General features: G+C 62.4%; 13 protein-coding genes. 2 read left to right on the top strand and 11 right to left on the bottom strand.

Going from position 1 to position 18,728, the window contains the following annotated elements; all coding sequences use genetic code 11:
* Positions 1-50 precede the first annotated feature (50 nt).
* Genes F0Q04_RS12550 through F0Q04_RS12520 form a run of 7 tightly spaced genes read right to left on the bottom strand, consistent with a single transcriptional unit; the run spans position 51 to position 8,437 of the window.
* Positions 51-1,862 carry a hypothetical protein gene (locus F0Q04_RS12550; protein ID WP_182340990.1) on the bottom strand — a complete coding sequence of 604 codons (1,812 nt, stop codon included), beginning with the start codon at positions 1,860-1,862 and terminating at the stop codon, positions 51-53.
* A gap of 1 nt (position 1,863) precedes the next feature.
* Entirely contained in the window at positions 1,864-2,304 is a 441-nt protein-coding gene (locus F0Q04_RS12545; protein ID WP_182340987.1) for a hypothetical protein, read from the bottom strand.
* Complete coding sequence (locus F0Q04_RS12540) at positions 2,301-4,688, bottom strand: hypothetical protein (protein WP_182340985.1); 2,388 nt, start codon at positions 4,686-4,688, stop codon at positions 2,301-2,303. Before F0Q04_RS12540 ends, F0Q04_RS12545 begins: the two co-directional genes overlap by 4 nt.
* Positions 4,685-5,851, bottom strand: a complete 1,167-nt coding sequence (locus tag F0Q04_RS12535) for a hypothetical protein (RefSeq protein ID WP_182340980.1) — start codon at positions 5,849-5,851, stop codon at positions 4,685-4,687. The genes F0Q04_RS12540 and F0Q04_RS12535 overlap by 4 nt, the downstream gene beginning before the upstream one ends.
* On the bottom strand, positions 5,845-6,531 hold the full coding sequence (locus F0Q04_RS12530) for a hypothetical protein (RefSeq protein ID WP_182340977.1): 687 nt from the start codon (positions 6,529-6,531) through the stop codon (positions 5,845-5,847). The genes F0Q04_RS12535 and F0Q04_RS12530 overlap by 7 nt, the downstream gene beginning before the upstream one ends.
* Positions 6,532-6,538: 7 nt before the next feature.
* Positions 6,539-7,630, bottom strand: coding sequence for a hypothetical protein (locus F0Q04_RS12525; protein WP_182340974.1), 1,092 nt, complete (start codon positions 7,628-7,630; stop codon positions 6,539-6,541).
* Positions 7,631-7,639: 9 nt separating this feature from the next.
* Positions 7,640-8,437, bottom strand: coding sequence for a hypothetical protein (locus tag F0Q04_RS12520; RefSeq protein WP_182340971.1), 798 nt, complete (start codon positions 8,435-8,437; stop codon positions 7,640-7,642).
* 751 nt (positions 8,438-9,188) lie between these two features.
* On the opposite strand from F0Q04_RS12520, the gene F0Q04_RS12515 reads away from it, so the two are divergent.
* Positions 9,189-9,359, top strand: a complete 171-nt coding sequence (locus F0Q04_RS12515) for a hypothetical protein (protein ID WP_182340967.1) — start codon at positions 9,189-9,191, stop codon at positions 9,357-9,359.
* On the opposite strand, the gene F0Q04_RS12510 is transcribed toward F0Q04_RS12515, so the two are convergent.
* From F0Q04_RS12510 to F0Q04_RS12500, 3 genes are all read right to left on the bottom strand, one after another.
* On the bottom strand, positions 9,354-16,106 hold the full coding sequence (locus F0Q04_RS12510) for an LPD38 domain-containing protein (RefSeq protein WP_182340964.1): 6,753 nt from the start codon (positions 16,104-16,106) through the stop codon (positions 9,354-9,356). The genes F0Q04_RS12515 and F0Q04_RS12510 overlap by 6 nt on opposite strands.
* A 92-nt stretch (positions 16,107-16,198) precedes the next feature.
* Positions 16,199-16,603, bottom strand: a complete 405-nt coding sequence (locus tag F0Q04_RS12505) for a hypothetical protein (protein ID WP_182340961.1) — start codon at positions 16,601-16,603, stop codon at positions 16,199-16,201.
* Positions 16,596-16,799, bottom strand: a complete 204-nt coding sequence (locus F0Q04_RS12500; RefSeq protein WP_182340958.1) for a hypothetical protein — start codon at positions 16,797-16,799, stop codon at positions 16,596-16,598. The genes F0Q04_RS12505 and F0Q04_RS12500 overlap by 8 nt, the downstream gene beginning before the upstream one ends.
* Before the next feature lie 222 nt (positions 16,800-17,021).
* Here F0Q04_RS12500 and F0Q04_RS12495 point away from each other — a divergent pair, with 222 nt between their 5' ends.
* On the top strand, positions 17,022-17,357 hold the full coding sequence (locus F0Q04_RS12495) for a hypothetical protein (protein WP_232539326.1): 336 nt from the start codon (positions 17,022-17,024) through the stop codon (positions 17,355-17,357).
* Here the strand turns inward: F0Q04_RS12495 and F0Q04_RS12490 are convergent.
* Complete coding sequence (locus F0Q04_RS12490; RefSeq protein ID WP_182340955.1) at positions 17,354-18,226, bottom strand: hypothetical protein; 873 nt, start codon at positions 18,224-18,226, stop codon at positions 17,354-17,356. The two genes, F0Q04_RS12495 and F0Q04_RS12490, sit on opposite strands and share 4 nt — an antisense overlap.
* Positions 18,227-18,728: the final 502 nt, after the last annotated feature.

The following is an 18,728-nucleotide window of genomic DNA, read 5'->3' as shown; positions in this document are numbered from 1 at the left end:
GAACAGTGTCCGGCCCTTGGCTCGTCGAGGCGAACCCTACGCGGGGTACGTTAATTCACCTGGTGGTTGTAGTTATCCGACGAGCCCGCAGAGATGGCAGCCGATGCAGACACCATGCTCCATGCAGACGCCACCTGCTGGGAGCCAGTGCCCAGCATGACCTTGGCCGCATCCATTCGCGCATCGTTGGCATGGATGATCGCGTCGTTGTTCGACTTCTGCACGCGGTAGGTGAGCTCGCGCCCGGCTTCGTACTGCTTGATATCGGACTGCCAGCGGTACATGAGCGAGTTGGCCTGCGCTTCAGCAGCGTAGGCACCGGCCCGGTAGCCGTCCATCAGCACCGAGGATGACCGGGCCGCCGCTTCCACCTGGGCGGAGGCTGCCGACAGACGAGCTTTCCAGCCATCCCATTCCAGGCCCTTGGCCGAGATGAGCGCCTGGAAGCGCGCCACCTCCACCCGCGCGCGTTCCGCCTGGGCACCCACACGCGCGCTATATGCCTGGACCATGCGGCCATAGGCATCCACCTTGGTGGCCTCGGCGCTGATCTGCGCTTTGTACAGCTCGGCCTTGGCCTGCTCGGCGTTGACCGTGGCCACAAAGGCCTTGATCTGCTCGCCGCCAGCTTGAATGCGCGTGCGCTCCAGCTCCACCAGGGTCTGCGCTGCGCCCACGCGGGCCTTGTAGATTTCGACGGCCGCCATGGTTCCCTCAATCTCCGCCTTGTAGCGGTCGACCAAGCTCTTGTTGATGTCGGCCTTGATCTGCTCTGCCGACAGCAGCGCTTTGAACACTTCCACCTTGGACAGCTCAGCGCGAATCACCGCATCGTAAGCAGAGGCGTAGGCCTGGTAGCCGGCCAGCAGCGCCTTGTAGTGCTCCAGCGCAGCGTTGTGGATGGCGATGGCATTGTCTGCCGCTGCTTTGGTGGACTCGAACACCAGCATTTCCCACTTGTAGTGCTGATCCATCAGCGCCGATTCCAGTTGCAGCGCAGACTGGATGCTGTCTCGCACATTCTGCTGCTCGAGCTCGGCCTGCTTTATCGAAACATCGCGGCTCAGGCCAGAGAGCTTGTCGTGGTATTCGCGGCGCGCATCGGCGAGCTGGCCAGCCATGACACCAATAGGCAGAGGAAAGCCCAGCGCCTCGGCGCTGCGCTGCACCTCCTGCTCCCGGGCCAGCGCCAGGTAGGTTTCCCGGTCGCGCGCGCGGTCCCAAATCAGCTGCTCCACCGCCGGCGACAAGCCTGACCCGCCGTTGATGCGCGCGGTCAGCGTGGCTTTGAGGCCGTCCAGTAGCTGAGAGGCGTATTTCTGGCCGGGCGTGTACTTCAAAGGCGCAGGCTGCAACACCGACAGCGCGGGGATGTCATCGAGCTTGTCCAGCCAGTCCTCGTGCAGGTTCACGCCACCAAAGGTATGAGTTGTCAGGGTCAGCAGTTGAGGGAGCCCTGGCATTACCACCTCTGGCGCATCCGGCAGCGCCACCTCGCGCATCTGCGGCAGGCTGGGTGCCTGGCCGATAGTGAGTGTTGGCGCAACGCCAAAGTTAAGCGTCGGGGCCGAAACCGCGAAATCGCTGAACGTGACATCGCGCATGGTGCCGTTAAAAGCTGCTGGCATGTCCGAGGGCAGCTGCAGCTCCAGGGCCGGCAGGTCAGGGGTATCAGGAATAGCCGGCAGGTTGGGCGCAGCCAGGGATGACCACTGCACGCTGATCTGCGGGGGCTGGTAGATGCTTTTGTTGAGCGCGTCTTGGAACGTGCTTACCTCTTTGGCGGCCTTGTCGGCCAGCTCAACAGAGCGCTCGTATTTGTCCTTGACGATTTCGGCTGGGCCGTTGACATCGGTTGCCATATCAAACTCTCCGTGTTTTGGATTCGAGGGTCAGGATCTCGATGCGATCGAGGGTGAAAGCCTGGCCGGCGGGGTTGCTGAGCGCAAAGCCCAGGTAGTTCTCGCGGATGCCTTTGCCCACCTGGCACCTGGTCTGCCCGCTGCTGCGCAGGGGAAACTGATAGTCCCAGGGGAAGTCATCTGGGCCCAGCACGCTGAACTGCGCGCAGCCCTCCCCGCGCATGGACAGGTAGGTCATGTCGATCCGCTTTTTCAAGGTGGACTCGCGCAAGGTTGCCGGCAGCCGGATGCTTGCCACGATGGGCAGATCCACATCGAGGTCACCGCCGAAGGCATACAGGCCTGTGGCCGCCCCCGCGTGTGTGGGCGTGATGCTTTGGAACTCGTGGCGGGTGTACTCGCTCACGGCCCCTGTGAGGGTGTTGAGGACAATGGCGTTCATTCTGGGTTGATGTTCGTGGTTTGGTTGACCAGCACGCTGGCATCGATGGCAGATAGCCGCTTGACTCCCTGGCGATCAATGGCAAAGGCCATGGGCTCGTCTACCGTGAGAATCACAGGAATGCCGCCGACTATCTGGTAGGGTTTGATGAGCAGCAGCGCGGCACCCGTCCACGGGTCCTTGGCGTAATACACCTCTATGGTGGGCATGGAGCATCCCAAGGGCACGCAGCGGGGGATGGTCTCGAAAAAGGCGTAGGTCGAATTGACCACGCGCCCTTCGTTCACCCCCCATTGCTGGCCGTTCTCCCGAAAACCAGGGGGCGTGCCAAAGTTCCGGCCACTGTTGATAGTGATCAACCCTTTTGCAGGTAGCTGCCACTCCGGCTCCACGCCGCAGGTCACGCCCCATGACAGGCGTGCACGCTTCCGAGCAATGGCGTCATCGGTCCGCAGCTGGATGGGAAAAGTGAGCTTCGTATTGCCAAAGCGGATAACCAAGCTGAATTTTGGATTGGGCAAGGGGCAGTTGTTGGACAGGGAGGAATCTGTCCCGTTGTCACGCAGTGCGCCTTTGTTGTGTGTCCATGTATGAGCGTCATAAGCAAACCCGCCAGAATGCTCAGCCGTGCCCTCCGTGTAGACCAGTAGATAGAGCGATGGGTCATACACGTAGATGCCTCTGGACAGCAGCTTTGCTGAATAGGACACATCCGAGGTTGTCCAGTTGTCCACCCACAATTCCGCCTGGTTGGTGTGCTCTGCATTCACCTGGCGCGAGGTAAAAGACCCGCTCTCAGAGACCACCTGCTCTATGAGCTGGAATTTTTCCCCGCTGTTGAGCGTCACGTACGAGGTGCGAGAGCGAGAGATAGTCCCGCCATCGTTGTGCTCCTTGCTGGCATTGTTCCTGGACGAATCCGTCCAGATGTCAGCCGTCTCATCGTAGTTTCCGCTGGCGGTCAATGAATAGCGCCCCTCCGACTCGGCCACCAGGACCACCCGCTCGTTACCTGCGAAGTAGTTCAGCAGAACATTCTTACCCTTCCAACTGGATTCCTCCGTTGCAGACACGGGCCCTGCACCTTTCCAGGTAGTGCGGTACATGGGATTGCCGTTGGCGTCATCTCCGAGGTACTCTCGGTTTGTGATCACCACCATTGGGGCTGAGCGGTTGGACCAGACTGGCTGGTTACGCGAGAGCGTGTTTCCCCAGAGATTGGGCCCGATGTTGTATTCAGTGCTTGGGGCCGAGCCGAAGAAATTGATGCGCCAGTCCGCAATAGGCTCGACATCGACAAATGCGCCGGTTTGATTAAACACAAGCTCCGTGCGGGAGAGGCTCCCGCCCTGCATGCGGTATTCAGCAACTCGGTAATTGGCTTCGCGAGCCTGCACCCAACGATCCCTGGGCCGGTCATTGAAGCCTCCATCGGTGTAGCCATACACGGCCCTGCCGTCAGAATTGACCTCTGCCCCGAGCTGTGGCGCATTCGGCGCGGCCCATCGAACAATCTGTCCGTTCTCTGGCACCCCAGGCACGATCACCGTGCCCTCGCCCTGGTACACCGCCAGCACGCGGCTGCCGTCCTTGCTGATGCAAAAGTCTTCGGCGAAAGGGACGCTTTCCGCCATGTCGCCAATGACTAGGTTCTGGTGGAGCTTGATGTCGAATGTCAGCTCTACAGGATCCAATGCATATGGGTTCTCGCTGGGCGGGAACAGTTCGCCGGGTTTGAGCATCGTCAGGCGGTGCAGTTCCAGTCCACCGCGCGAGCGCACCAGCGTCAGTAGCGTGCGGCTGTCGAGCAGTGCCACCGGCGCGCCGTCGAGCTGGGGGTAGGCTTGGATAAAGCGGCGGTTGCCATAACCACCGTAACTCGTGATATAGCTGAGCTTGGTTGGCGTCGCGAAGGTGCGGTTCTGGGCCCATGCGGGAAACTTGCCGCCGAAACTTGAAGTGACATAGACCCCATCGCGGCTGCCTGCCTGCAGGTCGGTCACCTCCCAGGTCCCGTCTGGCTTGTCGAATTCGCCACCTGGGGTAAACAGCTTGCTGATGTAGCTGTCGTTCACCTTGGTGGTCAGCATGATGCCCATCTTGCCAGGCGGCTTGCTCTGGGCATTCACTGGCCAGATCGTCATCACCGTGCTGTTGCCCACCACCATGATCTTGTAGCGGGAGCCGTCCGGCAGCGTGCCCTGCTCATTGGGGTTCTGCCAAAAAGAGACACGGCTGCGGCCGCAGAACTTCGCAAAAGCGGCCTGTGCCATCCCCATCTGCTCACCCGATGCCCGGCCGCCGATGACGCGCAGCGCGGGCGGCGCCGACACCGAGGCGCGCGCTCCCGTGGGGGTGAAGGCGTAGGGGTTCCACAGGCTCATTGCGGAATCGCCAGATACTGAGGGATGCCGTCCACCTCCCGAAAGGTGGCGCAGACCTCCTGCACATCGGTTTTGTAGCGGTTGGCCGTAAGGCTGGTGGTCTGGCCCTGGTTGAAGCCGGCAACCATCTCGCCGCCAGCAATGCACAGCATGGCCATGCCAGAGCCCGCCCCATCGCCGAACTTGACCTTATCGCCGCGCACTGCCACGCCCGAGCCCAGCACCACCGGCCCGCGCTTGGTTGGCTGGTACACCAGGCCATCCCAGGTGGTGCCGCCCAGGTACAGCAGGTCCTGGTCTGTGCCCACGTAGACGCCATCATCGACAGGCTGGATAGCGGTGATCGTGCCGGCCAGCTGCTTGAAGTCGCGCCAGTCGCTCAGGTGCGGGGCGTTGGGCCGGCTCGCCCACAGCACATTGCCTTGGGCCACCAGCACGCGGCCGCGCCAGAAGGCCGTGATCGTGCCCAACGGAAAGCTCTGCGCCCCCAGCGTGCGGCAGGGCAGCACCAGGGCCGCGTTGGTGCCGCCGTACTGGAAGGTGGCCTCCGTGGTGGTGCCGGCCAGGTAGGCCCCCTCCCCGTCCTTGCCGCTCAAGTAAACATTGATCGCATGGCCATCGAGCACCGGGAGAGCATCGAGGTGCAGGCCGCCCTGGGCGATGGTGATGGAATCCGAGCTGATGGCAGGTCCCTCCAGATGATCGGCCAGGCGCACATAGCTCAGGTGGTAGCGGTAGTTGCCTGGGTGCAGTTGGCCAAATCCAATGTCCGGCGCGCCGAGGCCTTGCGGCGCGGGCACGCTGCGTTCGCGCCCGGCCAGGCCATCCGTCACGCCCTGGATCAGGCCGTTGCTGTAGGTCACGCGGCCGTCGGGCAGGTCGCAGTACCAGACACGGTCCGAGCCCATGGCCGGATGGATCACATGCCGCGCGCCATCGGGGTGAATGGCAGTCAGCACGGGGCCCACGGTGGCCAGCATGAAGCCAGCGGCCTGGTGCAGGTTCTTGTGGCAGCGCTCGTCCACCAGGGCCAGACCGCCGCGACGCGTGATTTCACCGGTAAGGCCAATGTCCACGTTCTCGGCCGCCAGCAGGTCGCTGCCCGAGAGCCGGTGCGCAGGCTGCACATTGTTGATGCCAGTGAACGATTCAAATGTCAGCATTCGCTATCCCTTTCGACCCGCATTGCCCCGATGCCCAGCGCCAAAGACTGCCCGACGCGGAAGGCATAGGACACCGTCAGCCCACCAAACCCAAGCACCTGCGAGCCCTCAACCTGGCCATCCATGCCGGCGAGTGTCGCGGCGACGGGCCCGCCCCGGCATAGCGACACGCCGGGGATGACTACAGAGCTGACCACCGACACGCCACCCATACCGAGCACGCGCGCTGACTGCACCGTGCCGATGCGCGAAGCGGAAACTTCCCCCAGCCCCAAGACCTTGGCGCCGGCCGCAAATCCCACAGGCTCGGCCGCCAGCGCGCCACACCCCAGGACCACGGCGCCTTGCGCCTGGCCTTCCAGACTGCCAGCCACAGCGCGCATGGCGCCGATGCCCAGCGCGCGAGAGCCCGACACAGAGAATGCCGTGCTGGCCGGTGGCTGGCTGGCTTCGGCGCTGTGCCAGGGGCTCTGCACCAGGCTGATGCCCGGCAGGTAGAGCTCAACGTCCTCGCCGATCTTGGCCGCCAGCGCGCCAAAGCCCCAGACCATGGATCCAGCGACATCGAACTCGAACACCGCCATGGGCACACCGGCCGCGCACAGCGACAGGCCCGGTATGGTGTTCTCCGCTGCGCTGTCCGCGTTGATCGCGGCGCCGTTGATAAGGGGGTAGCTCATGGCTCAATCACTGGTCAAAGACCATCCCGCGCCAGTAGAAGCGGCCATAGAACCGCCCGGTAGCGGGCGTGTCCACCTTGAACATGATCTTGCCGGCCAAGGCCCCGCTATGCGTGACGGCAAAGCGCTGGATTTGCTTCTCGCCAGAGATGCCAGAGAGCGCTTGCGCGCTCACGAGGTCGCCATCCGCCTCAAGGCCAATCGAGATCACCGGCGCCGTGGTAGCGTCGTATTCGTAGCAGATAAAGCCCACCTCGGTCAGCGCTACGCCGGCCGCCACACTGGGCAGGTTCAGCTCGACGGCCAGGGGAATGGTGAGCGGCAGCCATTGGCCCGTCAGAACTGGCTCACCCTCCCCGCTGCTGTCAGGGTTGTACGCCTCGATGGCATAGCCCGAGTCATCAAATCCAGGGTCTTCGGCGCTGCGGGTGTACTGGAACTGCGGATCCAGAGGTTCAAAGAGGTAGTTGAAACCCGTCGCGGTGGGGGGTGCCACAATGACCCGACCTGAGTAGGTCTGCCCAGCCTGCCAGGTTTCGATGTTGTCGCCCAGCTCCACAAAGCAGGAGCCGCCCACAGACTCCACCGACATGTTCATGTCCTGAGAGTAGCGGCCTGCGGAGAAGGTGGTGGTCAGCGCAGCGCCGGGCCGGTGCAGCATTTGCACCCCAGCCAGTTGCACCACCCGCGAATCTCGCTCCACCTTGGTGTTGACGAGGAAGCTGGTTCCACCTGCCCCACCCTCGCCGCCCGTGGTCTTGAAGACCCCTTTGTCGTCAGCACGCAGAAATCGTCCCAGCATGCCGGCGGTGACCCGCGCCTCCAGCGTGGTGCCTGCGGGCCAATCAACGGCTGCAAAGGTGTCCTCCTGATTGCGCTTCACTGTGAAGTTGGAGCCATCCTTGGCGGTGATGTAGACGATCTCGATTTGGCCAGGAACAGCTGGATTGGACAGGGTTGCGCGCTGCATGAGTCCCTGCGAGAGATCAGCGAAACGGTCTGCGCTGCCGTCGTCTGGCAGCGTGATGACCGTGTCCTCGCTCCCCAGCGCCACAGTGATGGCGCCGGATGCGTTGTTGGAGAAGGCGTCTATTGCCATGGAGCCTCCTTACGGGATCAGGCTGAAAATCTTGAGCGCGCCATCAGACCATCGCAGCGTGAAAGCACCACCGTTGGCAGCGAAGGGGAAGCCGGCCACTTGGGTGATGCGCTGGAGCACGGGCGAGGTATCTGGCACTCCCGTGTCCTTGTAGAGCAGCACCGATCCGGGCGAGCCGCTCGCCACAGCCCCGAATTCCACGTCGTCGGCGTTGAACACGCCACCGGTGATGGTGCGGCCAGTCAAGGCTTGGGCAGTGCCCAGCGTGGTGCCCACGTCTGCCAGGAAGCGATAGGTTCCACTGGAATCAAACGAGGCCGGCAGGAGCGAGACCTTCAGATCGTCGGTGAGGAAGTTCACCCCGGCGCCCAGTACCAGCTCGCCGCCAGCGGGGAAGAACGGGGCCAGCAGTGCGGCGATACGGAGCGGCCCGTTGTCCCATGGCAGCTTCACTGCACCGCCATTGGTAGCCAAGGGGAAGCCCGTCACGTTGTCGCGGTACAGCAGAAGCGGCGAAGTGCTGGCGTTGCCCGTGTCCTTGTAGATGACGATAGCCTTGATGGTGCTGCCCGGCACCAGCGGGGCGGTCTCTGCGTCGTCAGCATCAAAGGCCCCGCCCGTGATCGACTTGTTGACCAAGGTGATGTCGTCCCCCACCCGCGTGCCGAGCTGCGAGACGAACTCATGCGCAGCGCTGTATGTGTAGGCGTCGGTGACGAGAGCAACCTTGATCGTGTCGGTTGCGAAATTGATGGAGCCCTGGAGCAAGCGCTCCATGCCCTTGGGATAGCTGGTGGTGATGGCCATGTGAACTCCTAGGGTGAGTTCGTGGCCGCCCTGTTGCCGCCACGTAGAACATGACGACAAGTGTTGATTCAACGAGAAAAAAGGTCGAACCCCATAGGGGTGAGAACGCGTACGACTACCAGGCCCGTATAGGGGACATTGCCCTGAGTTCAGAAGGGAATTAAAAAAGAGGAAAGCCCAATAGAAATCAATTGGTTACTTGATTCTATTTAAGTAGCACCCCTCTGAGAACAGGTATCCAAAAGAAAATGGGCCTGTTTTTTTGCTCTCAAGAACGCTACAGGTAGCGTAGACTTAATGCCTGAAACACTATATGCAGTGTCTCTGAGTGAATTCCGGCGAAAGCAGGAAGCACAAAAGGTTTGACCCGGCAGGACTGGTACTCCTCCGGGTCAGATCCGTAACAGCAACTTGGTAGTAACGCGGTTTGGATAGTGTCAGTATAGCTTCACCGATATAAAACTCTAGCCCTTTTTGAGGATTCAGAGTCGGTTCTTACATTCGCTATCCAGTCCGCATACCTTTCTTCATGGGAATGAGTATGTTGAAAATATTGATAGTGCTTAGTGGTATCAAGGACTTGGCTGATGCTTTGACAGGGCTTGTTGAGGCTGTTGTGCACATTCTGATCCTCACAACAATCAAACATGTGCCTATCTTCGAGGCCTTTACAGCACTCAACCTTTAAGGGCATTCTTCCATCCGACCCCATTGGATTGGCGCTGACATGCATCAGCTATATGCTGCGCGCATGGCAGCACTCGTCTTTTGGGGCGCGATCATCCTGATCGTCATCTTCGTCAACCTCACCACCCGCGAGCAGCGCCGAGAGATGTGGTCCACCTTCTGGGTGATCATCGTCTTGCTCGGCGCGTGCGGGTTCGTATGGCAGTTCCTACGCCAGGGCACCCTCAGCTCATAGGGTGGCCAGGCGCTTTGCGATTGCATCCTTCTGGGCGGCAATCTCATCGAGCCGTCGGCGCTTAGCCTCCGCGCTCATGAGGCGGTCGCCCTCCACCTTCTTGGCCTGCTGTGACAGCTCAGCCACCCGAGTCTTGGCCGCCTCCACGGGGATGCGCTTGGCCAGTGCCTCGGGATTGGCCGCCCGGATCTTGGCCGCGCCTTCCACATCGCCGCTTTTGACTGCTGCCTGGTAGGACGCCCACACCTGGCTGATCTCCCGCGCCTGGTCGTACATGGTGCTGAGGTAGAGGCTGGAGTTGGTCGGCAGGTTCTCCATGAAGTTGCCCGCTAGGAACACATCCCGCATCTGCATCTCGGGACGATCTCCCCGGCCCATCATCGGACGCAGCACGGTGTCGGTCGCCGTGGTGAACACGGTGGACAGCCAGCCGGTGTAACCACGCATGAGGAAGTCGATCTGTTTGGGGCTGAGGGCCGAGTAGTCGCCCTTGGCCAGCTTCACCGGATCGGGCAGCCCCCACGAGCCAAGCAAGCGCGCAACCTCAGAGGTGCGGTCGCTGTAGCGGTCCTGCGGGCGTAGGCGTTCGTCGGCGAAGCCCTCGATAGCCTTGCCGGAGAAACTGTCCTTGTTGGCATACACGTCCAGCAGCGGCTTGACCGCCTGCGGCGTCGGGTCCATGGCGAAGGTGTTGAAGATCATGTCGCTCAGCCGCTCGCCAAAGCGCTTGCCTGTCATCTCCTTGCTCAGCATCAGCTCTGCCGTGCGCTCGGCCAGCGTGCCGATGGAGCCGACCTCGAACGGCTTGGGAATGCGGAAGGCCTGGTTGCCGATCTTGAACCACCAGTAGCTGTCACGGTCCCAGTCGTCGCGCTTCTTCCAGTCTTCGTCATCCTGGTAGGCAGCCAGCAGGCCCAGGCTGGCCAGGGACACCGCCCCAGCAATGGCGCCAAAGCGCTTGGGATCTTCGGCGGCCGCCCGGCCCAGCTTGTACAGGCCCTGCATGCGCGCGTTGAGGAACGGCACCGTCTGGGTGAGGAATCGCACCATCTCCCACTTGCCGCTCATGGAGAAGTCCATCAGGTCGCGCGCCATGAACGAGGCCTCGGCATGGCTGTGGCCCTTGGCAATCAGGCGCTCATACAGCGCTGCGCGGTTTGCGTTTTCCGTCCGGTCGCCGAATTCCTCGTAGGCTTCCCACAGGCTTGCCATCTGGCTCTTGAGCTTGCCAAAGCCATCCTTGTCCAGCATGGTGCCGCCCAGCTTGTCGATCTTGCGGCGCAGCGCACCGGTGTCTTCTTGTGTGCCGAACTTGATAATGCCGCCCGATGCCAGCATCGAGGCCTGGGTCTGACTGTTCTTGTCCATGGCCTTCCAGCCCTGGGCCACGTTGGCAAATGGGTTGTAGCCCAGGTCCGACTGCGCCATGGCAGACAGCGAGTCGCGGATCAGGTTGCGGATCTTGAAGGTGGGATTGATCGTCACACCCATGGTCAGCAGCCGCTTGAACGGCGCCATGCCCTGGGCCAGCTTGCTCGGGGTGTAGTGCAGCGCGGACACAGCGTCCAGCAGGTAAGGGTCTTCGATCATCCAGTGCTCGGTCACACCGTCGCGCATCACCTTCACGGCGCCCTTGGTGTCGGCCGGCACCTGGTAGGCAATGCCCATGCCCTCGGCATCTTTCATCGTGGCCAGCGCAGCGCGGTTGCGCGCGGCCGCCGCATACAGATGGCTCCAGTTCAACAGCGTGTTCTGCAGTAGGTCGGCGTTGATCTGCTGGGTGCCGCCCTTGAGTTTCTTGAAGGCCTGCTGGTTGATCAGGCCCGAACTGAACCTGGCGCCCTTGATATCGCCGTCCTCCATCAAGCGGTAGAACGGCACATAGGGCTGGTCCTTCATCAGGTCCATGGCGGCCTGGTCGATCAGCCCGGACTCCTTGGCGATCTTGAGCCCCGCCTCGTTGAAGGCGTTGAGCTCGCGCAGGGCTGCCGCATATGCCGGCATGCGCGGCGTGCCATCCTGGAACGATCCGGTGTTGAGGCTTTTCAGGGCAGAGATGTCCTGGTCGGTCAGCAGGTTCTCTTTTCCCTCAGCCTTGAGACGCTCGGCGCGCTGAGCCGCCACCCACTGGAAGAAGCGGTCATGCTCACCCTTAAGGCTGGCCAGCACCTTGGCAAAGCCGCCATCCTGAATGTTGACATCAGCCACGCCATCCTTGAGGAAGGGCTTGCCGTACAGCAAGGCAGCCTCTACCGCACCGTCGCTGCCCTTGGATAGGCGGGCCAGCATATAGGCTTTTTCGCTCACCTCCTTGATGGGTGCGAACTGGTCGACCAGGCCCTGCCGCAGCTTGGTGCCCAGGTTGGAGCGCATCTCTTTGGCGCGCTCCGCCACCGTCTGCTTGGACACGGCGCCGAAGGCCTTCTCTGCGGCCTGCTTCTGGGATGGGTTGTAGCTGTCGGTGATGGTGGCGGCGCCGGCGCGGCTGAACTGCACTCCCTCGCCGCCTGATCCTTTGGGGGGCTCCGCCTTATCCGTCGCCTGTGAGGGGACGGAATTGCGACGCTCCACCTCTTGCGCTAAACTACGCACGTCCTCTGCAGAGTCGCCCGGGGTAAAACCGTGGGGTGGCGTGAGGGTTGCTCGGGATCCAGCTTGCTGGTCATCCTGCCGACCTACTCCCCGCTGCAGGGGACTTTTTGCGTCCAGGCTCACCCCATCCTCGCGGGCAGCAGCCTCCATCCAAGCCTCCCCTGGCATCTTTTCATTCAGTTCCACCGCTTCGATTGTGTACAGCGGGTTCTGGCGATCCGCGCTCACGCTTTCCTTGACGGTTAGCTTCACCAGCTTGGCGCGGCCGTTCACATCCAGCGGCGCAAAGAACCGGTGAATGGCCCGAATGTTCGGGTCGCCAGCTCGGTCCTCCTTGCTCCATCCCAAAATGGCCCGCTCAAAAAGGCTGTCTGCGTTGGCCACCGCCATAGCGTGGGTGGCCGGCGTCTCGGATTTGGCCACGGCTTTGCCGCTCAGCATCTTGTCCAAACTGTTGCGAGCAAGCACTGCAGTCATCCCGGTAGCTGCATTTGTCAGCTCGCTGCCCTGGAATTCCTTCACTGCTTGGCGCGCCTGCAGGAAGTTGGTCGCTGTGCGCAACGGAGCAATCGAGCCATCCAGCTCGCCGGCATGCTCTGGGTTCTCCCGCTGGGCGATGCCGAATGCCAGGTTCACCATGTCCTGCGCCTCGAACTGGCCAGGCTTGCCGGTGATCTTGGCCCATACCTGGCGCAGCGCGGCGCGCACTTGGCCGAGCCAGCGAGCGACGGTGCCGGGCTTAGCCAACAGATTGGGACGCACCCCCATCTCCAGCGCCACCTGCACTGCATATGGGAACAGCTCCTGCGACGAATACTGCTGCTGTTGCGCACCTTCTGGCATGGACGACTGTACGCGGGCCTGCGCTTCGCTGTACACCCGCTGCTCCATGCTGCCCTCTGGCGCGCTGGCCCAGCCTTCGATCATCCCGTGCAGCTGCTGCCAGCCTTCGGCGCCCAGCACCGCCTCACCGTGCTTGTGCATGAGCTCGTGCGCAACGACGCCCGCCTCCTGGCCGCGCTGGATGTGGTCAGCAATCAGGAACACCGTCTTGGTCTTCGGGTCGTAGAAGCCCTGGGCCCGGCCAGTGTCGCCGGCGGCCTCCATAGCGACGGGCCCAATCAGCGGCTCCCAGGTCTGGCGGATCTCCGCAGAAGTGGCCACGACCACGCGGCCCAGCCGGTTGGGCAGGGTGCCAAGGCCGCCGACCAGGTCGCGCACTGCGGCGCGCACAGTGTCCACGGTAGCCGGCATCTTGATGCGCATGATGGCGGCGGCCAGCTCTGGCGTCATGCCTGGCGTGCCCCGGCTGAACTGCGCCGCCTCATTATTTGTGCTGGCTGCAGACTCGCCACCTTCTTCACGCGCCGCTGTCGCTCCGTCAGATGCCTGCGTGCTTGGGAACTCAGCCACCTGGGCAAGGACTTCGCGGATAGGCGCCTGCAGGCGGACCACCTTTACCGGCTCGCCGTTGGCGCGCTTGGCCAGCCATTGATGGTGACCGTCCACCACGTACCCATCAGACGAGACGAGGATGGATCGGTCGCCACCGGTGAAGCCGCGCGCGGCATCCACCTTGCGCTGCGAGAATTCTGCCTGGGTGGGCTTCAAGTCATTGGCCGGCATCTCTGCAGCCTTGCTGTCGATGCCGCGCGCCTTCAAGAAGTTGATCAGGGCGCCACGGTGAGAGGCCTTGATCTGCGGCATCTGTGCGCGCGGAATGCCCAGGGTGCCAGTCTCTGGCGCAAAGGCGCTCCACTCGCCGTCGATTTGACCTGAGGCGAGATCTGCCCCGGTCTGCTCCACGCCGGCACGCTGAGCATCCGCTGCATCCACCTCAGCAACAACCTCTGCCAGCCGCTTGCCACGCGTCTCGATGCCCATGGCACGGGCCACCGGTGCAGCGCGCAGCATGCTGGATCGCCAGTTCTCTGGCCGGGCCGGTGCAGGTGCAGCTACTTCCTGCGCTGCAGGCGCCGCTTGGCTTTGCGCGCTTGGCGCTGGCGTTGTTTGCGTTCCAGAGTTCTGAGGCGTGGTGCTGCCATCGGTCAGCCCTGCCCGCTCTGGCTGGGCTTCTTGCGCTCCTGCTGTTTGCGGGCGTTGCGCTGGGACTTGCTGGGCTTGATCGGTTTGCGAGACAAGGGCTGCTCCTACGGGTTGAGAAACTGGCGCAGGCCCAGCGGCTTCCATGGGAAGGGCTCGGGTTGCGGGAATGGATTGGGCGGCTCGGGCCAGCGATCCTTGGGTAGCTTGGGCATTTGCGGCTCCATCAACTGCGGTCACTGCTGCGCGGGAAAGGGGGCCGGCGGCAGGGTTCAAGCCCATGCGCTCGGACATTGGCCGCTCAGGAATTAAAGACTCCATGGCCGCGTTGTCGGCGTTCATGTCGGCCGCGCGGCGCGGCGCCGTCGGCAATGGCGCGGCCTCCCGCGCTCCCTTGAACCCCATGTAGGCGTCGGTCATGCGGCGCACGCGCGCCACCTCGCCGGGCTGCAGCGGGTATTCGCCAATGCGCACCAGGGAATCATTCAAGCGGGACAGCACCTGCAGGGAGTTGTCGGCACCGGCGTCCAGCACATTCTGCAAGCCGGCAAGAACACGGCCGGTGCGCACGCGCGCGTCCACCGCTGCGACGGCTGTATCCTGGCCAGCCTGGTCAAACTCTGCCTGCAGCTGCTGGCCAATGGCATCGGCGGCCTGCGCCGGCGCGGCGGCCGACTCCGGCGACGCCTCGGCCTGTACATGCTGCTGTAGCCAGGAGTCCTCCATGGCGCTGCGCACCGTGTCGACCGTCTCCTGCGTGCTGAACGGGGTGCCACTGCGCACGGCCTGCTGCACCTCAGCCAGGTAGTCGGGGCGCTGCGCCGAGGCCCCATCCTCGCCGTAGTTCTCCCACCAGCGACGCGCCTGCTGCGCCTGGGGGTCGTTCACCTCGGTGAACTGCTGGCCCATCAGGCGCAAGCGCTCCTGCTCGCGCTGGTCTTCCGGGAGATTGGCCAGGTAGCTCTCGACTTCGCCACGGCGGCCCACACTGCCATCAGGGAAGGACACCATCTGATCGGGCGGCGCGTTGCCCAGCATCAGGGGCGCAGGCTGGTTCTGCGCTTCCTCGGCAAGGCCATTGGCGCTGGCTGCCGCGTCGCGGGCCAGGTCATTGGCATGCTGGCCCTCAGTGCGCCGGCCGCGAATGTTGGCACCTGCGCCCATGACGCCACCGGCGATGGCACCTTCCACGCCAGCGCGCGCTACGCCTTCCCAGATGTCTTTGCCCTCGGCATAGTTCTGCCACATCTGCTCTTGGGTGGATTGGGGCAGCTCCTGCAGCACAGCTTCGGACACCATGCCACCGGCAACACGCCCGGCCAAAGATCTGCCCGCGCCCTCCGCCAGCCGGCCCTTGCCTGCGTTGACGATGGCAGTCTCTGCGGTTTCCAGGCCTAGCTTGTTGGCCAGCCGGCCGCCCACGGCTCCCAGCACACCGGTGCCGACACCAGCGCCCAGGGACGCAAGCGCGTTCTTTTGTTGGTCGTCTCCCTCGTATTGGGCCATCTGCTGAGCCGCGGTCACGGCACCTTCACCGGCGCCTGCGGCAATGGGCACGGCCAGCTTCTGGCCCACGGCCCGCTCCAGATATCCCGGCACAGCTGCGCGCGCGCCGCCGCCAGCGGCATTGCCGGCAGCCGCTGCCGCGCCGGCGCCCATCAGCGCGCGCCCGACCAGGCCGCCCGCCACCATGCCCGGCAGGGATTCAGCCACTTGGCCAGCGGTGTAGCCAGGATTCTGCAGGTAGGCCTTGGCAATGGAGCCTACATCGCCCTGCTCCCAGGCTTCGTCGACCGCCTTGCGGCCCTGCTCGTGCCCAGCAGAGAACTTGGTTTCGTCGGCCCATTTCCCAGGCTGGAAGCCCGTGGCCTTGCCGATGGCGTCAGCTGCAGCCGTCACTGGCCGCGCGCCGCTCACGGCAGCTATGGGAAGATCCGCCAGGCCAGCGGCCATGCCCGGCAGGCGCTGCACGCCAACCTTGAAAGATTTGGCTAAGTCTGAGACTACGCCGCCAGCGTCCTTCTCCAGCACTGCGCCCGCTGGATCGAAGCTGAAATTCTTTGGCGTGTCATCGACTGGGCGCGCGCCGGTGGGGTCAAATTGGAATGCCATGCCCCCAGTGTTCCGGGAGCGGCTGCCTCAGTCGAACCCTACGCGGGGGCATGAAAAAACCCGCCGGAGCGGGTTTTGATTATGGTGCGTCGTTATTCATCGTCGTCTTTATCGCGGCTTCTTGTTTTATAAGTAGCAAAACCAAGACCGCCTACAAAGCCCACAACTACTTTTAGGACATCCATCAGAATATCAGTTCGTCCTAAATGTAGTGCATAAGCAGAAAAGGCGAAAATCAAAACGACAATAGCCAATCCGAAATAATACTTGTGCGACTGTCGTTTTGTATTCTCTTCTCGCTCATGCTTACGATCCCTCTCTTGGGCATCGATGGAGCTTTGAGCTATCTTCTTGTTGAATTCAATCTCTGCACTGTCTCGTTCAAGTTCTTTAAGCTTGATTGTCAGAGTTTGCTTCTGTACCGCGATCATCTCTTTGACAGTTTCTTCAGAGATGTTCGGCGCTCCATTTCTTTGGGCAGGCGAATTACTAGCCATTTACTAAGCGACGATGTCGCGAGCGAGTGTAATTAACGAAGAATTCTCCGAAGCCTTTCCGGCCGGGAGCCGGAGGTCTGAATTCAACTTTCTCAATTAGTGTTGGTTCTTCATCTGCAAGTTTTAAAAACTCTTTTGCAGATAAAAGCTCGCTGCGCACAGGGCGCACATCAATAATGAAGTCTTTGTTCTTCATGTCTGTGTCCTTCTGTTGGTTGCAGGGTTCTGTGTCGGGTTAGAGAACGCGGAGCATCATTGGTTCCCATGTCCCAGGCGTTGCTACACATAGGATCTACGGCCTATTGTTCGTTCTAGCAATTACGGAATCGTAGCACAAGCGCTTAGTTAACCCTAAACTCTGTTGGCGAAGGTGTACACGCCGATCATGGCTTACCAGTCCTTGCCAATCAACACTTTTATGCACTCTGTACATGCACTGCTGGCCTTGCTCATGGCCTCCCCTGCCATGGCCGCGAACTACGCCACCTGCATCCTGGACAAGGCCCCTGCAGCGCAGAACGACGTTGCGGCCCATGCCATCATGCAGTCGTGCCTGGCCGAGCACCCTGGCGGCATCGAGGCCATACCTCAGGGCTCAGGCCGTGGCGTGCTGGGCTTCAAGTCAGGGGCCGAGTGCACCGCCAAGAAGGCTGTGGACACTCGGAGCAATCAGGCTGCCACGCTGGTGGCTATTGCTTGCAGAAGGCTTTATGACTTCCCCTTTGATCCGACGGGCGCTAGGCCTGTCGATTAAGCCGGCTCCCACCCGGCCCCGTTGTAGCGGGCACGCTCACCATTCGGATTCACGTACACACGGCCCTTCTCGAACTGTGGCTGCTGCGCGCCCTGCCCCGGCTGCTGCACCCACTGCCCCGTCTGCCGGTTGAACACTGTCGAGGGCGTGTTGTAGGCCCGGCCGCTGAGGGCGTCGACCTGCTGGCCACCTGGCACCACAAGGTAGGGATCTGCATCTTGCCGTCCACTCAAGGTCATCAAGGCCTGCCGTGCAGTCTGTCGCTGCTCGCTCGTGGATTTGGGATCGATGAGTTGCCCACGCAGCTGCTCCTGTTGGGCGGCAGCACGGTTTGCATACCCTTGTGCCTCTGCATCGAGATTTAGTCGACCCATTTGCACAGCCCCACTCATAGCACTTCGTGCATTGGCGCCTTGCTGCTGCATGCCTTCGCGCTGCAAGTTGGCTTGTTGAACCATTGCACTGTTGTCCAGCCCTGCCTGCTGCTGCTGCAGAGCTGTGTCGTTTGCGAGCGCGGCTTGGTATGCCATGACCGCTGGCGTGACTTCGCCTCGACGCACGTTTCCCCACCGCTGCGTGTTGGTGATGCTGCTGGCAGAAGTGGCCAGGTTTTCCAATTGCTTGCGAGCCGAATAGTCGTTGGTGCTGTTGGCTGTTTGCGGAGTTGCAACTGCAGGTACGGAGGGACTTGCAGGGCTCAAGCTTGCCATTTGCTGCCGTGGGCCGGCCTGTCCTTCCATGAAGCCGCCCCCCGGTGCTTGGCCATTCACGGTGATATTGCCCGAGACATTTGATCCGCTGTAGCTGTTGCCCACACGGGTCACGTTGCCAGAGGCCGCTGCCGACGGCGTGCCGGGAGGAGTGGCCATGGCCTGCGATGGGGGCTGCGGGCCAGCCGCTGTTGGGGTTGAGGAACTCGCTTGCGGTGCCGCCGGCGCTGGCGATGGTGCAGCGGCCGTTGGTTGCGCAGCTGGTGATGCAGCCACACCCAAGAGCGCGCCGCCACCAACCACAGGCGTGTACGAGCCCAACGCCTGAGCTGCACGCCCCGTGGCGGTCACGGCTGGTGCAGCCGCGCCCAGCGCTCTTGCTGCTGTATTCGCACCCAGCCCAACTGCGCCAGGAACTGCCGCTGCCCCTGGCAAAGCGATCAGGGTGTTCATCACGTTGCGACCTACCTCGGTATTTAAGGGACTGTTCTGGGAACCGTCGGCCGCTGGTGCCTTGATGTCGGTGTCCATCGGAATCTGGCTGAGCCAGTCCTGCGCGCGCGAGCGGCGCTGTGTGGGGTCAACGGTTGCCATTGAGAGGGCCTTTCACTTGAGACTGGTGCAAGTCTCCCAGTGCAAAGGTCTCCAGCCAATCCCTAGC

This window comes from Comamonas koreensis (assembly GCF_014076495.1).
Classification (GTDB): Bacteria; Pseudomonadota; Gammaproteobacteria; order Burkholderiales; family Burkholderiaceae_C; genus Comamonas; species Comamonas squillarum.
This window is presented reverse-complemented; position numbering and strand designations above follow the sequence as displayed.

Excerpts from the sequence above, each read along its gene's own strand:
- F0Q04_RS12495 (WP_232539326.1), top strand. The coding sequence starts at position 17,022 with ATGCACTCTGTACATGCACTGCTGGCCTTGCTCATGGCCTCCCCTGCC.
- F0Q04_RS12550 (WP_182340990.1), bottom strand. The coding sequence starts at position 1,862 with ATGGCAACCGATGTCAACGGCCCAGCCGAAATCGTCAAGGACAAATAC.
- F0Q04_RS12520 (WP_182340971.1), bottom strand. The coding sequence starts at position 8,437 with ATGGCCATCACCACCAGCTATCCCAAGGGCATGGAGCGCTTGCTCCAG.
- F0Q04_RS12540 (WP_182340985.1), bottom strand. The coding sequence starts at position 4,688 with ATGAGCCTGTGGAACCCCTACGCCTTCACCCCCACGGGAGCGCGCGCC.
- F0Q04_RS12545 (WP_182340987.1), bottom strand. The coding sequence starts at position 2,304 with ATGAACGCCATTGTCCTCAACACCCTCACAGGGGCCGTGAGCGAGTAC.
- F0Q04_RS12510 (WP_182340964.1), bottom strand. The coding sequence starts at position 16,106 with ATGGCATTCCAATTTGACCCCACCGGCGCGCGCCCAGTCGATGACACG.
- F0Q04_RS12530 (WP_182340977.1), bottom strand. The coding sequence starts at position 6,531 with ATGAGCTACCCCCTTATCAACGGCGCCGCGATCAACGCGGACAGCGCA.
- F0Q04_RS12535 (WP_182340980.1), bottom strand. The coding sequence starts at position 5,851 with ATGCTGACATTTGAATCGTTCACTGGCATCAACAATGTGCAGCCTGCG.
- F0Q04_RS12525 (WP_182340974.1), bottom strand. The coding sequence starts at position 7,630 with ATGGCAATAGACGCCTTCTCCAACAACGCATCCGGCGCCATCACTGTG.
- F0Q04_RS12500 (WP_182340958.1), bottom strand. The coding sequence starts at position 16,799 with ATGAAGAACAAAGACTTCATTATTGATGTGCGCCCTGTGCGCAGCGAG.
- F0Q04_RS12515 (WP_182340967.1), top strand. The coding sequence starts at position 9,189 with ATGGCAGCACTCGTCTTTTGGGGCGCGATCATCCTGATCGTCATCTTC.
- F0Q04_RS12505 (WP_182340961.1), bottom strand. The coding sequence starts at position 16,603 with ATGGCTAGTAATTCGCCTGCCCAAAGAAATGGAGCGCCGAACATCTCT.
- F0Q04_RS12490 (WP_182340955.1), bottom strand. The coding sequence starts at position 18,226 with ATGGCCACTCCTCCCGGCACGCCGTCGGCAGCGGCCTCTGGCAACGTG.